General features: G+C 58.0%; 14 protein-coding genes. 4 read left to right on the top strand and 10 right to left on the bottom strand.

From position 1 onward, the window contains the following. Positions 1-81 precede the first annotated feature (81 nt). The 5 genes from carA to grpE all read right to left on the bottom strand — a co-directional run bounded on the left by carA (position 82) and on the right by grpE (position 6,299). A complete protein-coding gene (gene carA, locus GTU76_RS06550; RefSeq protein WP_007915228.1) occupies positions 82-1,218 on the bottom strand; it encodes a glutamine-hydrolyzing carbamoyl-phosphate synthase small subunit in 1,137 nt (378 codons plus the stop codon). Positions 1,219-1,475: 257 nt separating this feature from the next. Further along, positions 1,476-2,282 carry a 4-hydroxy-tetrahydrodipicolinate reductase gene (gene dapB, locus GTU76_RS06555; protein ID WP_175555413.1) on the bottom strand — a complete coding sequence of 269 codons (807 nt, stop codon included), beginning with the start codon at positions 2,280-2,282 and terminating at the stop codon, positions 1,476-1,478. Positions 2,283-2,291: 9 nt separating this feature from the next. Further along, positions 2,292-3,416: a molecular chaperone DnaJ gene (gene dnaJ, locus GTU76_RS06560; protein ID WP_175555414.1), complete on the bottom strand. Its 1,125-nt coding sequence runs from the start codon at positions 3,414-3,416 to the stop codon at positions 2,292-2,294. Between the two features lie 297 nt (positions 3,417-3,713). Beyond that, on the bottom strand, positions 3,714-5,630 hold the full coding sequence (dnaK, locus tag GTU76_RS06565) for a molecular chaperone DnaK (RefSeq protein ID WP_007915221.1): 1,917 nt from the start codon (positions 5,628-5,630) through the stop codon (positions 3,714-3,716). A gap of 102 nt (positions 5,631-5,732) precedes the next feature. Next, the gene (gene grpE, locus GTU76_RS06570) at positions 5,733-6,299 is read right to left on the bottom strand and encodes a nucleotide exchange factor GrpE (RefSeq protein WP_180698272.1); all 567 of its coding nucleotides are present in this window, start codon (positions 6,297-6,299) and stop codon (positions 5,733-5,735) included. 240 nt (positions 6,300-6,539) lie between these two features. Here grpE and recN point away from each other — a divergent pair, with 240 nt between their 5' ends. Next, the gene (recN, locus tag GTU76_RS06575) at positions 6,540-8,213 is read left to right on the top strand and encodes a DNA repair protein RecN (protein ID WP_016986507.1); all 1,674 of its coding nucleotides are present in this window, start codon (positions 6,540-6,542) and stop codon (positions 8,211-8,213) included. Positions 8,214-8,287: 74 nt separating this feature from the next. On the opposite strand, the gene fur is transcribed toward recN, so the two are convergent. Next, entirely contained in the window at positions 8,288-8,692 is a 405-nt protein-coding gene (fur, locus tag GTU76_RS06580; RefSeq protein WP_016771770.1) for a ferric iron uptake transcriptional regulator, read from the bottom strand. 97 nt (positions 8,693-8,789) lie between these two features. Between fur and GTU76_RS06585 the strand changes: the two genes are divergently transcribed. Then, positions 8,790-9,317, top strand: coding sequence for an outer membrane protein assembly factor BamE (locus GTU76_RS06585; protein WP_016986508.1), 528 nt, complete (start codon positions 8,790-8,792; stop codon positions 9,315-9,317). Positions 9,318-9,381: 64 nt separating this feature from the next. Here the strand turns inward: GTU76_RS06585 and GTU76_RS06590 are convergent, their stop codons facing one another. From GTU76_RS06590 to GTU76_RS06600, 3 genes are read right to left on the bottom strand one after another with little or no spacing between them, the layout of a single operon-like run. After that, positions 9,382-9,696, bottom strand: coding sequence for an RnfH family protein (locus GTU76_RS06590; protein WP_016986509.1), 315 nt, complete (start codon positions 9,694-9,696; stop codon positions 9,382-9,384). Then, positions 9,689-10,123: a type II toxin-antitoxin system RatA family toxin gene (locus tag GTU76_RS06595; protein WP_016986510.1), complete on the bottom strand. Its 435-nt coding sequence runs from the start codon at positions 10,121-10,123 to the stop codon at positions 9,689-9,691. Before GTU76_RS06595 ends, GTU76_RS06590 begins: the two co-directional genes overlap by 8 nt. A gap of 7 nt (positions 10,124-10,130) precedes the next feature. Beyond that, positions 10,131-11,534 (bottom strand): sodium-dependent transporter, encoded by a 1,404-nt coding sequence (locus GTU76_RS06600; RefSeq protein ID WP_016986511.1) that lies wholly within the window; start codon positions 11,532-11,534, stop codon positions 10,131-10,133. Between the two features lie 119 nt (positions 11,535-11,653). Between GTU76_RS06600 and smpB the strand changes: the two genes are divergently transcribed. Continuing rightward, positions 11,654-12,136 (top strand): SsrA-binding protein SmpB, encoded by a 483-nt coding sequence (smpB, locus tag GTU76_RS06605; RefSeq protein WP_008088297.1) that lies wholly within the window; start codon positions 11,654-11,656, stop codon positions 12,134-12,136. 119 nt (positions 12,137-12,255) lie between these two features. Here smpB and GTU76_RS06610 read toward each other — a convergent pair whose 3' ends face one another. Further along, positions 12,256-13,023, bottom strand: coding sequence for an FCD domain-containing protein (locus GTU76_RS06610; RefSeq protein WP_016986512.1), 768 nt, complete (start codon positions 13,021-13,023; stop codon positions 12,256-12,258). 262 nt (positions 13,024-13,285) lie between these two features. Here GTU76_RS06610 and GTU76_RS06615 point away from each other — a divergent pair, with 262 nt between their 5' ends. Continuing rightward, entirely contained in the window at positions 13,286-14,980 is a 1,695-nt protein-coding gene (locus GTU76_RS06615; RefSeq protein WP_180698273.1) for a lactate permease LctP family transporter, read from the top strand. The last annotated feature ends 91 nt before the right edge of the window (positions 14,981-15,071 follow it).

The following is a 15,071-nucleotide window of genomic DNA, read 5'->3' on the forward strand; positions in this document are numbered from 1 at the left end:
TCGATTTCTGAAGTCTCGAGGGGGCCGCCGGTGTCGGGGCCGCCCTCGAGGGGCTTCTCTCTACAGTCTCAAGGCGAACGCTTAGCGTCGCTTGGCCATCTCGTTGATGAAGCGGTCGAACAGTGGCGCGACATCGTTCGGCCCCGGGCTCGCTTCAGGGTGACCCTGGAAGCTGAACGCGCTCTTGTCGGTGCGCTCGATGCCTTGCAGGGTGCCGTCGAACAGCGATTTGTGGATCGCACGCACGTTGGCTGGCAGGGTTTCTTCGTCTACCGCAAAACCGTGGTTCTGGCTGGTGATCATTACGACGCCAGTGTCCAGATCCTGCACCGGGTGGTTGGCACCGTGGTGGCCGTGACCCATTTTCAGAGTCTTGGCGCCGGAGGCCAGAGCCAGCAGTTGGTGACCGAGGCAGATGCCGAATACCGGAATCTCGGTTTCCAGGACTTCCTTGATCGCCTTGATCGCGTAGTCGCATGGCTCCGGGTCACCAGGGCCGTTGGACAGGAACACGCCGTCAGGCTTCAGTGCCAGTACGTCGGCCGCTGGAGTCTGAGCCGGCACCACGGTGACGCGGCAGCCGCGCTCGACCAGCATGCGCAGGATGTTGACCTTGACGCCGTAGTCGTAGGCAACCACGTGGTAAGGCAGCTCGGAAGCGTCGATGGTCGCGTGGCTATCGGTCTTCAGATCCCAGACAGTCGAGCGCCATTCGTATTGGGTCTTGGTACTGACGACTTTCGCCAGATCCATGCCCTTCAGGCCCGGGAAGCCTTGCGCCGCGGCGATGGCCGCCTCTTCGGAGATGTTGTCGCCGGCCATGATGCAGCCGTTCTGAGCGCCTTTTTCACGCAGGATGCGGGTCAGGCGACGCGTGTCGATACCGGCGATTGCCACAACGTTGTTGGCTTTCAGGTAGTCAGACAGGGACATCGTGTTACGCCAGTTGCTCGCTACCAGCGGCAGGTCACGGATGACCAGGCCAGCGGACCAGACGCGGTCGGACTCGGCGTCTTCCGGCGTGGTGCCGGTGTTGCCGATGTGCGGGTAAGTCAAGGTAACGATCTGTTGGGCGTAGGAAGGATCGGTAAGGATTTCCTGATAGCCGGTCATTGCGGTGTTGAACACCACCTCACCAACGGTTTGACCGTCGGCACCAATGGCTTCGCCGCGAAAAATGCTGCCATCAGCAAGGGCAAGTATGGCTGGCTTAGTCAAGAAGACCTCCCGTAAATAACGCATGAAAGGGCGATCGCAGGTTGTAAAAAAGCGGAGTGACGTATGGACACGTCACCCCGCTTCTTCACTGAATTATTCTGCGCGCTTTTAGTGGACACACTAAAGCTGTAGCTTACAGAAAAAGGCTTTTTTGGTCCACCGCTAAAGAGCCTAAAAGGCCGGAGAATGCGACAGGTCGTCGCCAAGCGGGGAAAAACCGGCGCAAACAGGGCGTTTGCGCCGGGTTCAGCAGTGTATCAACGCAGGTCGAGCACGTCTTGCATGTCATACAGACCCGGCTCGCGACCATCCAGCCACAAAGCCGCACGCACCGCGCCCTTGGCGAACGTCATGCGGCTCGACGCCTTGTGCGTGATTTCCAGACGCTCACCTTCGCAGGCGAACAGCACGGTGTGATCACCCACCACATCACCACCACGAACAGTGGCGAAGCCGATGGTTTCACGCTCACGAGCGCCGGTGTGGCCCTCACGACCGTAGACCGCAACCTTCTGCAGATCACGATCCAGCGCACTGGCAATCACTTCACCCATGCGCAACGCCGTACCCGACGGCGCATCGATCTTGTGCCGGTGATGCGCTTCGATGATTTCGATGTCCGCTTCATCACCCAGCACGCGCGCTGCCATATCCAGCAGTTTCAGCGACAGATTGACGCCGACACTGAAATTGGCCGCGAACACGATCGGAATGTCCTTGCCCGCCTCGACCAGCAACTGCTTCTGCCCAGCGTCGAGGCCAGTGGTACCGATAACCATGGCCTTGCCGGCCTTACGGCAGAACGCGAGGTTTTTCAGCATCACTTCCGGCAGCGTGAAGTCGATCAATACATCAAACTCTTCAGCGACTGCCTCGATATGACCGGACAAAGGCACGCCGATGCGACCCAGCGAGGCCAGCTCACCGGCATCGACGCCGATCAGTGTGCTGCCCGGACGAACCACGGCAGCGGTCAACCCGGTCAGCGGCGCGCGCTGCTGCACGGCCTCGACCAGAATCTTGCCCATGCGCCCAGCAGCGCCCATCACAGCTATACGTCGCATGCCGACTCCTTACAGATCGCCGAAGAAACGCTTCACACCGTCGAACCAACCGGTGGTTTTCGGCGAGTGACTGTTGTCGTCCGCCAGCGAGCTGCGGAATTCTTCCAGCAGTTCGCGCTGACGACGGTTCAGGTTGACCGGGGTCTCGACTGCCACGCGGCACATCAAGTCGCCCGCACCACCGCCACGCACCGGCGCGACGCCCTTGCCGCGTACACGGAACTGCTTGCCGGTCTGGGTCCCTTCAGGGATTTTCAGTTTGACGCGACCGTCGAGGGTCGGAATTTCCAGCTCGCCGCCCAGCGCCGCATCGACGAAGCTGATCGGCACTTCGCAAAACAGGTGCTTGCCATCGCGCTGGAAAATGTCGTGCTCGCGGACATTGATGACCACATACAGGTCGCCCGTCGGGCCGCCCTGCGTGCCCGCCTCGCCTTCACCAGACAGACGAATGCGGTCGCCGGTATCGACGCCAGCCGGCACTTTGACCGACAGGGTTTTGTATTCTTCAACGCGGCCGTCACCGTGGCAGGAGTCGCACGGATCGGAAATGATCTTGCCCTGGCCATGGCAACGCGGGCAGGTTTGCTGCACCGAGAAGAAGCCTTGCTGCATGCGTACCTGACCGATGCCACCGCAGGTCGGGCACGTCGATGGCGACGAGCCTTTCTTCGCACCCGAGCCATCGCACGGTTTGCAGTTGACCAGCGTCGGAACGCGGATATTCACCGACGTGCCGCGCACCGCTTCTTCCAGATTCAGCTCCAGGGTGTAGCGCAAGTCACTGCCACGCTGAGCACCGCCACGGGAACCACCGCGACCACCGCCGAAGAAATCACTGAAGACATCGCCAAAGATGTCAGAGAAATTCTGGCCGCCGAAACCGGCGCCACCGCCACCCATGCTAGGGTCGACGCCGGCATGGCCGTACTGATCGTACGCCGCACGCTTGCTCGAGTCGGACAGCACTTCATAGGCCTCGTTGGCCTCTTTGAACATTTCTTCCGATGTTTTGTCATCGGGATTACGGTCCGGGTGGTGCTTCATCGCCAGACGACGGTAAGCCTTCTTCAGGTCCGCATCGCTTGAGCCGCGCTCAACACCCAACACTTCGTAATAGTCACGCTTTGCCATAAGTCTTCTGCACTCTTGAGGACGTTCGGCAAACCCCTCCTGAGGATGGCCAAACTCGTTGAGCCCCAATACAGGCCCGGACCCAACTCACGTCAATTCAACGATCCTGGTCTTTGTTTCTTGCGGTACTTGCGGCGCGAAAAGCAGGAGCATTCCCGGCCATACCGCCAACATCCGAACCTTGTCGCATGCTGTAAAAATTCGCGTATTCCAGATACGCCAACGCGGGAGCTAGCTCCCGCGCGGCGACATCCTACCAGTCACTGCCTAAAGGCAGTCAACCGGCCGACCAACAACTTACTTGTGGTCTTTGACTTCTTCGAACTCTGCATCGACAACGTCGTCAGCCTTCTCAGCCGATTCGCCTTGCGGGGCTGCGCCATCAGCTGGCTGAGCCTGTTCGGCGTACATCTTCTGAGCAACCGGAGCGGAGACTTTCGACAGCTCTTCAACCTTCGCTTCGATAGCAGCCTTGTCGTCGCCTTTGACAGCGGCTTCCAGAGCAACCACAGCAGCTTCGATCGCAGTCTTCTCTTCGGCGGTGACTTTGTCGCCCGCATCAGCAATCATTTTGCGCGTCGAGTGAACCAGTGCATCACCCTGGTTACGGGCAGCGGCCAGCTCTTCGAACTTGCGGTCTTCCTCAGCGTTGGCTTCGGCGTCACGCACCATGCGCTCGATTTCTTCGTCGGACAGACCGGAGTTGGCCTTGATCACGATCGACTGAGTCTTGCCGGTCGCCTTGTCTTTCGCACCAACGTGCAGAATGCCGTTAGCGTCGATGTCGAAGGTCACTTCGATCTGCGGCACGCCACGTGGAGCAGGTGGAATGTCGGCCAGGTCGAACTTGCCCAGGGACTTGTTCTGAGTGGCTTGCTTACGCTCGCCCTGCAGAACGTGAATGGTCACAGCGCCCTGGTTGTCGTCGGCAGTCGAGAACACTTGCGATTTCTTGGTAGGAATCGTGGTGTTTTTCTCGATCAGCGCGGTCATCACGCCACCCATGGTTTCGATACCCAGGGTCAGCGGGCTGACGTCGAGCAGCAGAACGTCTTTCACATCACCGGCCAGAACGGCGCCCTGAATCGCAGCACCCATGGCAACGGCTTCGTCCGGGTTAACGTCTTTACGTGCTTCTTTACCGAAGAAATCAGTAACCAGCTTCTGCACCAGCGGCATACGGGTCTGACCACCGACCAGAATCACGTCGTTGATCGCGCCAACGTCCAGACCAGCGTCTTTCATGGCGATGCGGCAAGGTTCGATGGTGCGCTGAACCAGGTCTTCAACCAGTGCTTCGAGCTTGGCACGCGAGATCTTCACGTTCAGGTGCTTAGGACCGGTCGCGTCTGCAGTGATGTACGGCAGGTTGACGTCGGTCGACTGAGCGGACGACAGCTCGATCTTGGCTTTCTCAGCGGCTTCTTTCAGGCGCTGCATGGCCAGCGGGTCACCTTTGAGGTTCATGCCGCTTTCTTTCTTGAATTCGTCAACGAGGTAGTCGATCAGACGAATGTCAAAGTCTTCACCGCCGAGGAACGTGTCACCGTTGGTGGCCAGTACTTCGAACTGGTGCTCGCCATCAACTTCAGCGATCTCGATCACGGAAACGTCGAAAGTACCGCCACCCAGGTCATAAACGATCACGGTGTGATCGCCCTTGGCCTTGTCCATACCGTAAGCCAGAGCAGCTGCGGTCGGTTCGTTGATGATACGTTTTACGTCCAGACCCGCGATGCGGCCAGCGTCTTTGGTCGCCTGACGCTGGCTGTCGTTGAAGTAGGCCGGAACGGTGATTACCGCTTCGGTCACGGTCTCGCCGAGGTAGTCTTCGGCGGTCTTCTTCATCTTTTTCAGGATTTCAGCCGAGATTTGTGGCGGTGCCATTTTCTGGCCGTTCACTTCAACCCAAGCGTCGTTGTTGTCAGCCTTGACGATCTTGTAAGGGACCATCTGGATGTCTTTCTGCACAACTTCTTCGTCGAAACGACGACCGATCAGACGCTTTACCGCGTACAGAGTGTTGTGCGGGTTGGTCACAGCCTGACGCTTGGCCGACTGACCTACCAGGATTTCGCCATCGTTGGCGTAAGCGATGATCGACGGCGTGGTACGCGCGCCTTCAGCGTTTTCGATAACTTTTGCTTTGCCGTTTTCCAGCACGGAGACGCAGGAGTTGGTAGTCCCCAGGTCGATACCGATAATTTTGCCCATGTTAACTCTCCCGAAACTTTGGATTTTTTTGCCGCAGCAGTGGTGGCTGACTGCGGTAATACTTAAACGCTTGACTTCTAAATGGGGGCCTTGCGGCTAATTTCAAGCCTTCTCGTCAATCGAAGGCGAAATTGGCGCAGGCGCCTTGCTGACCACAACCATGGCCGGACGCAGCAGGCGACCGTTGAGCTGGTAGCCCTTCTGGAACACCTTCAGAACGCTGTTCGGTTCTACGTCGGCGCTTTCCTGCATGGCCATTGCCTGATGCTGGACGGCGTTGAACGGTTCGCCATGCGGATCGATCGCTTCCAACTGATAACGCTTGAGGGTGTCGTGGAACATTTTCAGCGTCAGCTCGATGCCTTCGCGCATCGGACGGATGCTTTCGTCGTCCGGGTTCGACAGCTCGAGGCCGCGCTCCAGGCTGTCGACGATCGGCAGCAAGTCGCCAGCGAATTTTTCAAGGGCAAACTTGTGCGCCTTCTCGACGTCCTGCTCGGCACGGCGACGGACGTTCTGCAGATCGGCAGCTACACGCAGAGATTGATCCTGCGCGGCGGCCAATTGCTCTTCGAGCACTTGTACACGGGTCGCCAGGTCATCACCCGAAACTTCGGGCGCCTGATTGGCTTCTGGGTTTTGCGTATCTACTGTCTGTTCGTCAGCCATAGAATTCTCCTTTCAATTTCGTCCGCGAGCCTGACTCGCGCTTCTGCCCCGATATATGGGGCCGCAAAATCAGGCTTCAAGGGCCTTCAATCATTAACCCTACAAAAAAGTGCCGCATTGTCATTCCTCGATGCGCTAAGCAGATCTGCGTTTCAAGCAAATCGACCTAAGGGAGGGCATTGTCAGCCTGAAACAAAACACTGTATAAATAACCAGACCTAAAGCTTGGGAGCGGCCTTTATGCTGGTGCACCTGTCCGTACACAACTACGCCATCGTTGAACATCTCGATCTTGAACTTGATCGCGGGATGAGCGTGATCACAGGGGAAACCGGCGCCGGCAAGTCGATCATGCTTGACGCGCTCGGCCTGACCCTCGGTGATCGTGCCGACAGTGGCGTGGTGCGTCCCGGCGCCGACAAAGCCGACATCCTCGCGACTTTCGATCTGGCCGATATTCCCGAAGCCAGCGCGTGGCTGGCCGAACGCGATCTGGAGACTGATGGCCCCTGCATTCTGCGCCGGGTAATCACATCGGAAGGTCGCTCGCGCGGCTACATCAATGGCACCCCTTGCCCACTCGGTGACCTCAAGTCGCTGGGCGAGTTGTTGATCGATATCCACAGCCAGCATGAACACCAGTCCCTGTTGAAAACCGATACCCATCGCCGCTTGCTGGACGAGTATGCCGGCGCCACGGATCTGGCCCGCCAGGTTCAGCTCGCCGCCCAGCGCTGGCGCCAGACTCGCCAGGAACTGGAGCGTCTGTCTAATTCCGGTGACGAACAACGCGCCCGCCATCAACTGCTCAGCTATCAGCTCGAAGAGCTGGAAAACCTCGGCCTCGGTGACAACGAACTGGAGCAACTGGAGCAGGAACACAAAAACCTGACCAACGCCGAGACGCTGCTGGGCATTTGCCGGCAAGTGGTAGAGCAATGCAGCGAGAGCGATTCCGGCAATGTGCTGAACGCGCTGACCGCCAGCCTCAATCGTCTGTCGAGCGTGAATAACTCCGTCGGCGCACTGGGCGAAGCCAGCAGCCTGCTGACCAGCGCACAGATTCAGGTTGAAGAGGCCGTCGGCGAACTCAATCGCTTCCTCGACAACTTCGATGCCGATCCGGCGCGCCTGCAGTATCTCGAAGAACGCCTCGACGCGATTTACACCCTGGCGCGCAAGCACCGGATTCAACCAACCGAAGTCGGCGAAATGCAGCAGAAGCTGCTGGATGAAATCGAAACCCTCAATGCCAATGACGAATCCATTGAGCGCCTGGGGGAAGAATTGGCCTCCTATGCCCGCCACTATCAGGAGAAGGCCCGGGAACTGAGCGATTTGCGGCATCGTGCTGCCGGCAGCCTGGCCAGCGCGGTGGAGCAGGAGATTCAGCGACTTGGCATGCCCGGTGGGCGCTTCACCATTGAGCTGCGCGCCAACTGCAGCGACGAACTGCTACCTAATGGACTGGAACAGGTTGAACTGCTGGTCAGCGCTAACCCCGGCCAACCGCTGAAGGCACTGGCGAAAGTGGCATCCGGTGGCGAGTTGTCACGGATAAGCCTGGCGATTCAGGTCATCACCGCGCAGACGTCTCGTGTGCCAACACTGGTATTCGACGAAGTCGACGTAGGCATCGGCGGCCCGACCGCTGAAATCGTCGGCCAGTTATTGCGCCGCCTCGGCGAACGCGGCCAGGTACTGACAGTGACTCACCTGCCCCAAGTAGCGGCGCAAGGGCATCAACATTTATTCGTACACAAGGTTCGGGGCGAAGAGGCAACGCATACAGCCGTCTCCAAATTGAGCAAAAATGAACGTATAGAAGAGGTGGCGCGAATGCTCGGCGGCATAGACTTAACCAAGGAGTCCCTGGCCCACGCCAAGAAAATGGTCGTCACCGCAAAAGTTTGATGATGGCAGAAAGCACGAAGGCGACCCTTGGGTCGCCTTCGCTCGTTTCGCGAACCGAAATTCGCGCGACATGCTTACTTTTTCTTGCGCACGTATAGAACCAGATTGTGATCAACCATCTCGAAGCCATGCTTCTCGACGATAGATTTCTGAAGTTTTTCGATTTCTTCGTCGAAGAATTCGATGACTTCACCCGACTCCACGTTGACCATATGGTCATGGTGACCACCATCGGCCAATTCGAATACCGCGTGGCCACCGTCGAAATTGTGACGGACCACGAGGCCAGCTGCTTCGAACTGGGTCAGAACACGGTAAACCGTGGCCAGACCGACGTCCTCGCCAGCTTCCATCAACGCCTTGTAGACGTCCTCGGCGCTCATGTGACGCTGCTCGGTGGAGTCGAGCATTTGCAGGATCTTGACCCGTGGCAGGGTCACTTTAAGGCCGGCTTTGCGTAGTTCGCTATTTTCAACCATGGTCAGCTTTCTCGCGATGCTGCTTCGCAGCTTCTCTTAATGCGGGTATGATCGGCGTTTACGTTGTCCCAGCCAAGATAGTGGAAGTCGCCCACCGATGCAAAACACCAAGCTCTTGCTAACCAGTTTCACCTTTGTGGGACTGCTCGCACTCGCCGGTTGTTCATTCCCCGGGGTTTACAAAATCGACATCCAGCAGGGCAATGTCGTCACGCAGGACATGATAGACCAGTTACGCCCGGGAATGACCCGGCCGCAAGTACGGTTTATCATGGGCAACCCTCTGCTTGCCGACACGTTCCATGCCGATCGCTGGGATTATCTGTACAGCCTGCAACCGGGTGGCGGTGAACGCCAACAGGAACGCATCAGCGTTATTTTCAACTCAAACGACCAGCTTGTCAGCCTGTCCGGTGACTTTATGCCGGGCGTAAGCCGTGACGAAGCCATTCTCGGCAAGGACAGTGGCACGACCGTGACCGCTCCTGCTGAAAACGCCGAGAAGCCAAAACCGGAAAAACCGGTCAAGCCAGGTTCCTTGCTGGATCAGATCCAGAAGGACGTCGATGGTGTGGAAACCGTTCCGGTTCCGACACCAGAGCCGCTGGATACCTCGCCGCAATAAATAATTGGCGAGGCAATAAAAAACCCGGAGATTCCGGGTTTTTTATTGCCTGCAATTTGTCTTTTTACGCGTTTCGAGCCTTGGCTGCGGCAGCCTTGGCAGCACGCAAACGTCGAACCTCTTTGGGGTCGGCAAGCAACGGGCGATAAATTTCGATGCGCTCCCCCTCCTGAATCACCCGCGTATCCGGGTCAGCCACCACTTTGCCGAAGATACCCAACGGACACTCCGCCAGATTCAACTCGGGAAACTCGCTACAGATACCCGACGCAAGTACCGCACCCCGCACCGTCGCGCCTTCATTGACGCTGAATGAGCGCAATACCTGACGATCCACGGCCGCGTATACCACCTCTATCTCGATCACAGGATCAACCATGCATCTGCTTGGCGCGCTGGCAGAACGCGTCCACCAGCGTATTGGCGGCCTGATTGAACAGCGGCCCCAACGTCGCGCGCACCAGCGGCCCGGCGTAATCAAACGACAGATCCAGGCTGATCTTGCAGGCCTTCTCGTTCAACACCTTGAACACCCAGACGCCGTGCAGTTGATTGAACGGCCCTTCTTCCAGGTTCATCTCGATCGACTGCCCCGGCACCAGGGTATTGCGCGTCACAAAATGCTGACTGAGACCGCCCTTGGCTACGCCAACACTGGCGCGCATGTGCTCCGGCGAACTTTCCAGCACTTCAGCGGAGGAACACCACGGCAGAAATTCCGGGTAGCGCGCCACGTCGTTGACCAGGTCATAGAGAAATTGCGCCGGGTACGGCAGCAACGCCGATCGTTGAATATGTGTCGTCATGTAAGCGTTACTTCCAGAGCTGAGCGGCAAACACTACAACAATGCCAATAGGCGCCACGTAGCGCATCAAAAACAAAGACAGGGCGAACAGTGCCGGGTTGCGGATCGACAATTCATCGCGCACCGCTTCACGTCCCATCACCCATCCGGCAAACAGCACGAAACACAGGCCACCGAGCGGCAACATGATCCGCGAGGTGAAGAAATCGATCACGCCAAAGAAGTCCAGACCGCTCTGCGCACCCCATTGGTAGAGGTGGAACATCCCGCCTTCGTTCACGAAAAATTTGGCTTCCTTCCAGATATTGAAGGAGAACACTGTACCCAGACCAACGAACCAGCAGATGAACGCCAGCCAGAAAGTCACCCACGCGCGGCTGACTTTCGTGCGTTCAACCAGATAGGCAACCATCGGTTCCAGAAGGGAGATCGCCGAACTCCAGGCAGCGATCGCCACCAGCACAAAGAACACCACACCCATCAGCTGGCCGAAAGCCACGTTACCAAACGCAAATGGCAGGCTGACGAACATCAGGCCAGGCCCTTCGCTCGGGTTCAGGCCGCCGGCAAATACAATCGGGAACAGGGCCAGACCGGCGATCAGCGAAACAAAGGTATCCAGCAGTGCCACGCCGACAACGGTGCCCGACAACGACGAACTCTTCGGCATATACGCGCCGTAGATCATGATCGAGCCGACACCGACACTCAGCGAGAAGAACGCATGCCCCATCGCCGGCAACAAGCCGTCGAGGACTTTTTCCGGGTGGAAGTCGAACATGAAATGCACGCCCTCCATGAAATGCCCGGTGGTCATGCTGTAACCCAGCAATACCAGGATCATCACGAACAGCAGCGGCATCATGATGCGCAGGCTGCGTTCAAGCCCGGCGACCACGCCTTTGGCGATGACGAAGGCCGACAGCAGCATGAAAATCGTATGCCAAAGTGTCAGACGCCACGGATTGGAAATGACATTGCCGAAATAAGCACCGACCTGATCGGCCGTGGCACCCTGGAAGTCACCGCGCCCCATGTCGACGATGTAGTCCAGCGACCAGCCGCCGACCACACTATAGAAAGACAGGATCAGCAACGCCGTGATCATCCCGGCAAATGCCCCCCACGACCACTTGCCCGAGTGCCCGGCTTCCAGCGCCAGCACCTTCAAGGCGTTCGCCGGACTCTGCCGAGCGCGCCGGCCGATCAGGGTTTCAGCCAGCATGACCGGGATGCCGATCAGCGCGATACACGCCAGAAACATCAGCACAAAGGCACCGCCGCCGTAGACCCCGACCATGTAGGGGAACTTCCAGATACTACCCAGTCCCACGGCCGAACCGGTCGCGGCGAGTATGAATACCCAGCGGCTAGCCCAACTGCCGTGGACAGAAACCTTGTCTGTCGACATCGTTTATCACGCCCAAGCGTTAGAAAAAGAGGCCGCATTGTCCGGGATTCACTCAACCTGCTCAAGCACGCAGCATCACCGTAGCCGACAGCCGTTTATCTCCATATAATGCCGCCCCTATGGCTAAACAGAAGAAACACCCAACAGGGACCATCGCGCAGAACAAAAAGGCGCGACACGATTACTTCATCGAACACAAGTTCGAGGCTGGTCTGGTCCTGGCCGGCTGGGAAGTAAAAAGTCTGCGGGCAAGCAAGCTACAGCTGGTCGACAGCTATGTCCTGCTCAAGGATGGCGAAGCGTGGTTGCTCGGCAGCCACATCACGCCTCTGATGACCGCAAGCACCCACGTCATCGCCGACCCGGTGCGCACACGTAAATTGCTGCTCAACCGCCGCGAGCTGGAAAAGCTTGCAGCGATGGTGCAGCAAAAGGGTTACGCCTGCGTCTGCCTGTCCTGGTATTGGAGCAAGCACATGGTCAAGTGCGAGATCGCTCTGGGCAAGGGCAAGAAGGAATACGACAAGCGTGACACCGAGCGCGAGCGCGATGCCGGTCGTGAACTGCAGCGTGCGGTGCGCAACAAGGGCAAGGAAGATTAATTTCCTCTGCCTTTAGAGCGTATTCGCGAGCAAGCTCGCTCCCACCTTGGAATGCATTTCAAATGTGGGAGCGAGCTTGCTCGCGAACGCTATTGCAACATCACCACAGAAACAACTGATCACATCCCCTTGCGCCGCTCCGCCCGAGCCATGCGCTGAACCTCCTGCCGCACCTCTTCCAGCACTTCCTGCACATACAAAATATGTCTGCTGGAAACTTCCCGCGCCTGCTCCGCACGACCTTCAATAATCGCCATATACAATTCCCGATGCTGGGTAATCAGCATGTCGCGGGTTTCCGTGCGCTGCTTGTACATGCCGCCGATGTTCGTCACCACGTTGCGCTTGAGCAGATCGAACAGCCCGCGAATGGTGTGCAGCAACACCGCGTTATGGCTGGCTTCGGCAATTGCCAGATGGAATTTCGCATCCGCCGCGCCCTCTTCCGCCCGACTGACTTCGTCGTGGCGCGAATAGCAGTCTTGCAGCTCTTCGAACGCTGCGGTCAGCCGCTCACGATCGACATCTGTCGCGCGCAAGGCAGCGTAATACGCACACGATGCCTCCAGAGTGTGTCGAAACTCCAGAAGATCACGTTGCGCTTCGGGATTGCTTTCGAGCAACTGCAGCAGTGGATCACTGAACGTCGACCCCAGGCTTTCGACCACATAGTTGCCGCCACCCTGACGACTGACCAGCAACCCCTTGGCCGCCAGTTTCTGAATCGCTTCGCGCAATGACGGCCGTGATACGCCAAATTGTTCGGCCAGCGTGCGCTCCGCCGGCAGCCGCTCACCGGACTTCAGCGTGCCCTCGAGGATCATCCCCTCAAGTCGCTCGACAATATCGTCAGACAAACGGCGCTGACGTATCTGATCAAACCCCATAACTCATTTCTCCACGATCCCGACCGCTCGCCGGGCTCTCTATTCTGGCCTATCGGCGCCTTGCCGACACCTACCAGACGCCACTTGCCGAAACCGGATCAGATGCGATCTACGCCGCTTGTTCGACAAAAGTTTCAGGGCGACAAATTGACACACCGACATCAAGGCTTTTACCCTAGCCAACAGCGATTGTAAATTGGTATTACCAATTATCCAAGAACGCTGACAGTGCCTGACCAACAACAATTAGGGGCCACCCCATATGCAAACCTGGCAACAGCTCTACAGCCCGCTCGGCAGTCTCGGCGTGTCCGCACTCGCGGCCGTCATCCCCATCGTGTTCTTTTTCCTCGCATTGGCGGTGTTCCGCCTCAAAGGCCACGTGGCCGGGAGCATCACCCTCGCCCTGTCGATTGCCGTGGCGATCTTCGCGTTCCAGATGCCCGTCGACATGGCCTTCGCCGCTGCCGGTTATGGTTTCGCCTACGGTCTGTGGCCGATTGCCTGGATCATTGTCGCGGCGGTGTTCCTCTACAAACTGACGGTGAAAAGTGGTCAGTTCGAGGTCATTCGAAGCTCGGTGTTATCGATTACTGACGACCAGCGCCTGCAAGTGCTGCTGATCGGTTTCTGCTTTGGTGCATTTCTGGAAGGTGCCGCCGGTTTCGGCGCGCCGGTGGCGATTACTGCCGCACTTCTTGTCGGACTGGGCTTCAACCCGCTGTACGCCGCCGGCCTGTGCCTGATCGCCAACACCGCACCGGTGGCGTTTGGTGCCTTGGGGATTCCGATCATTGTTGCCGGCCAAGTCACCGGCATCGACGCGTTCAAGATCGGCGCCATGACCGGTCGCCAACTGCCACTGCTGTCGCTGTTCGTACCGTTCTGGCTAGTGTTCATGATGGACGGTCTGCGCGGCGTGCGTGAAACCTGGCCGGCTGCATTGGTCGCGGGCCTGAGCTTCGCCATCACCCAATACTTCACCTCGAACTTCATCGGGCCAGAATTGCCGGACATCACTTCGGCGCTGGCCAGCCTGATCTCGCTGACTCTGTTCCTGAAAGTCTGGCAGCCAAAACGCACCGCCGGCGCGCAAATCGCTGGCGCCACCTCCAGCGCAGCAATCACCGCCAGCGTCGGTGGTTTCGGCCAAAAGCGCACCACCGTGGCGTCGCCTTACAGCCTTGGGGAAATTTTCAAAGCCTGGTCGCCGTTTCTGATCCTCACCGTGCTGGTGACCATCTGGACGCTGAAGCCTTTCAAAGCGATGTTCGCCGCGGGCGGCTCGATGTACAGCTGGGTGTTCAACTTCGCGATTCCGCACCTTGATCAATTAGTGATCAAAACCGCACCGATCGTAGCCGTCCCGACTGCCATCCCCGCAGTGTTCAAACTTGACCCGATTTCCGCGACCGGTACGGCGATTTTCTTCTCCGCGCTGATCTCGATGCTGGTCCTGAAGATAAATTTCAAAACTGGTCTGACCACTTTAAAAGAGACCTTCTACGAACTGCGCTGGCCCATCCTGTCGATCGGCATGGTGCTGGCGTTTGCCTTCGTCACCAACTACTCCGGCATGTCTTCGACGATGGCGCTGGTATTGGCTGGAACGGGCGCGGCATTCCCGTTCTTCTCGCCGTTCCTCGGCTGGCTCGGTGTGTTCCTCACTGGTTCCGATACATCGTCGAATGCTCTGTTCAGTTCGCTGCAAGCGACCACAGCACACCAGATCGGCGTCAATGACACTCTGCTAGTGGCAGCCAATACCAGCGGCGGAGTGACCGGCAAAATGATCTCGCCACAATCGATCGCCGTGGCCTGCGCCGCGACCGGACTGGTGGGCAAGGAATCGGATCTGTTCCGCTTCACGCTCAAGCACAGCCTATTCTTTGCAACGATTGTCGGCCTGATCACCCTGGCTCAGGCCTACTGGTTCACTGGCATGCTGGTGCACTGAACCTAATAAAACACAGAAAAAACCGACGCCGGTTCGTGATGCCGGCGTCAGCAATTCACCACCCGGTCTGTAAGGCTGCTGAAAGCAACAC

The sequence above is a fragment of the Pseudomonas crudilactis genome, from assembly GCF_013433315.1.
Lineage (GTDB): Bacteria > Pseudomonadota > Gammaproteobacteria > Pseudomonadales > Pseudomonadaceae > Aquipseudomonas > Aquipseudomonas crudilactis.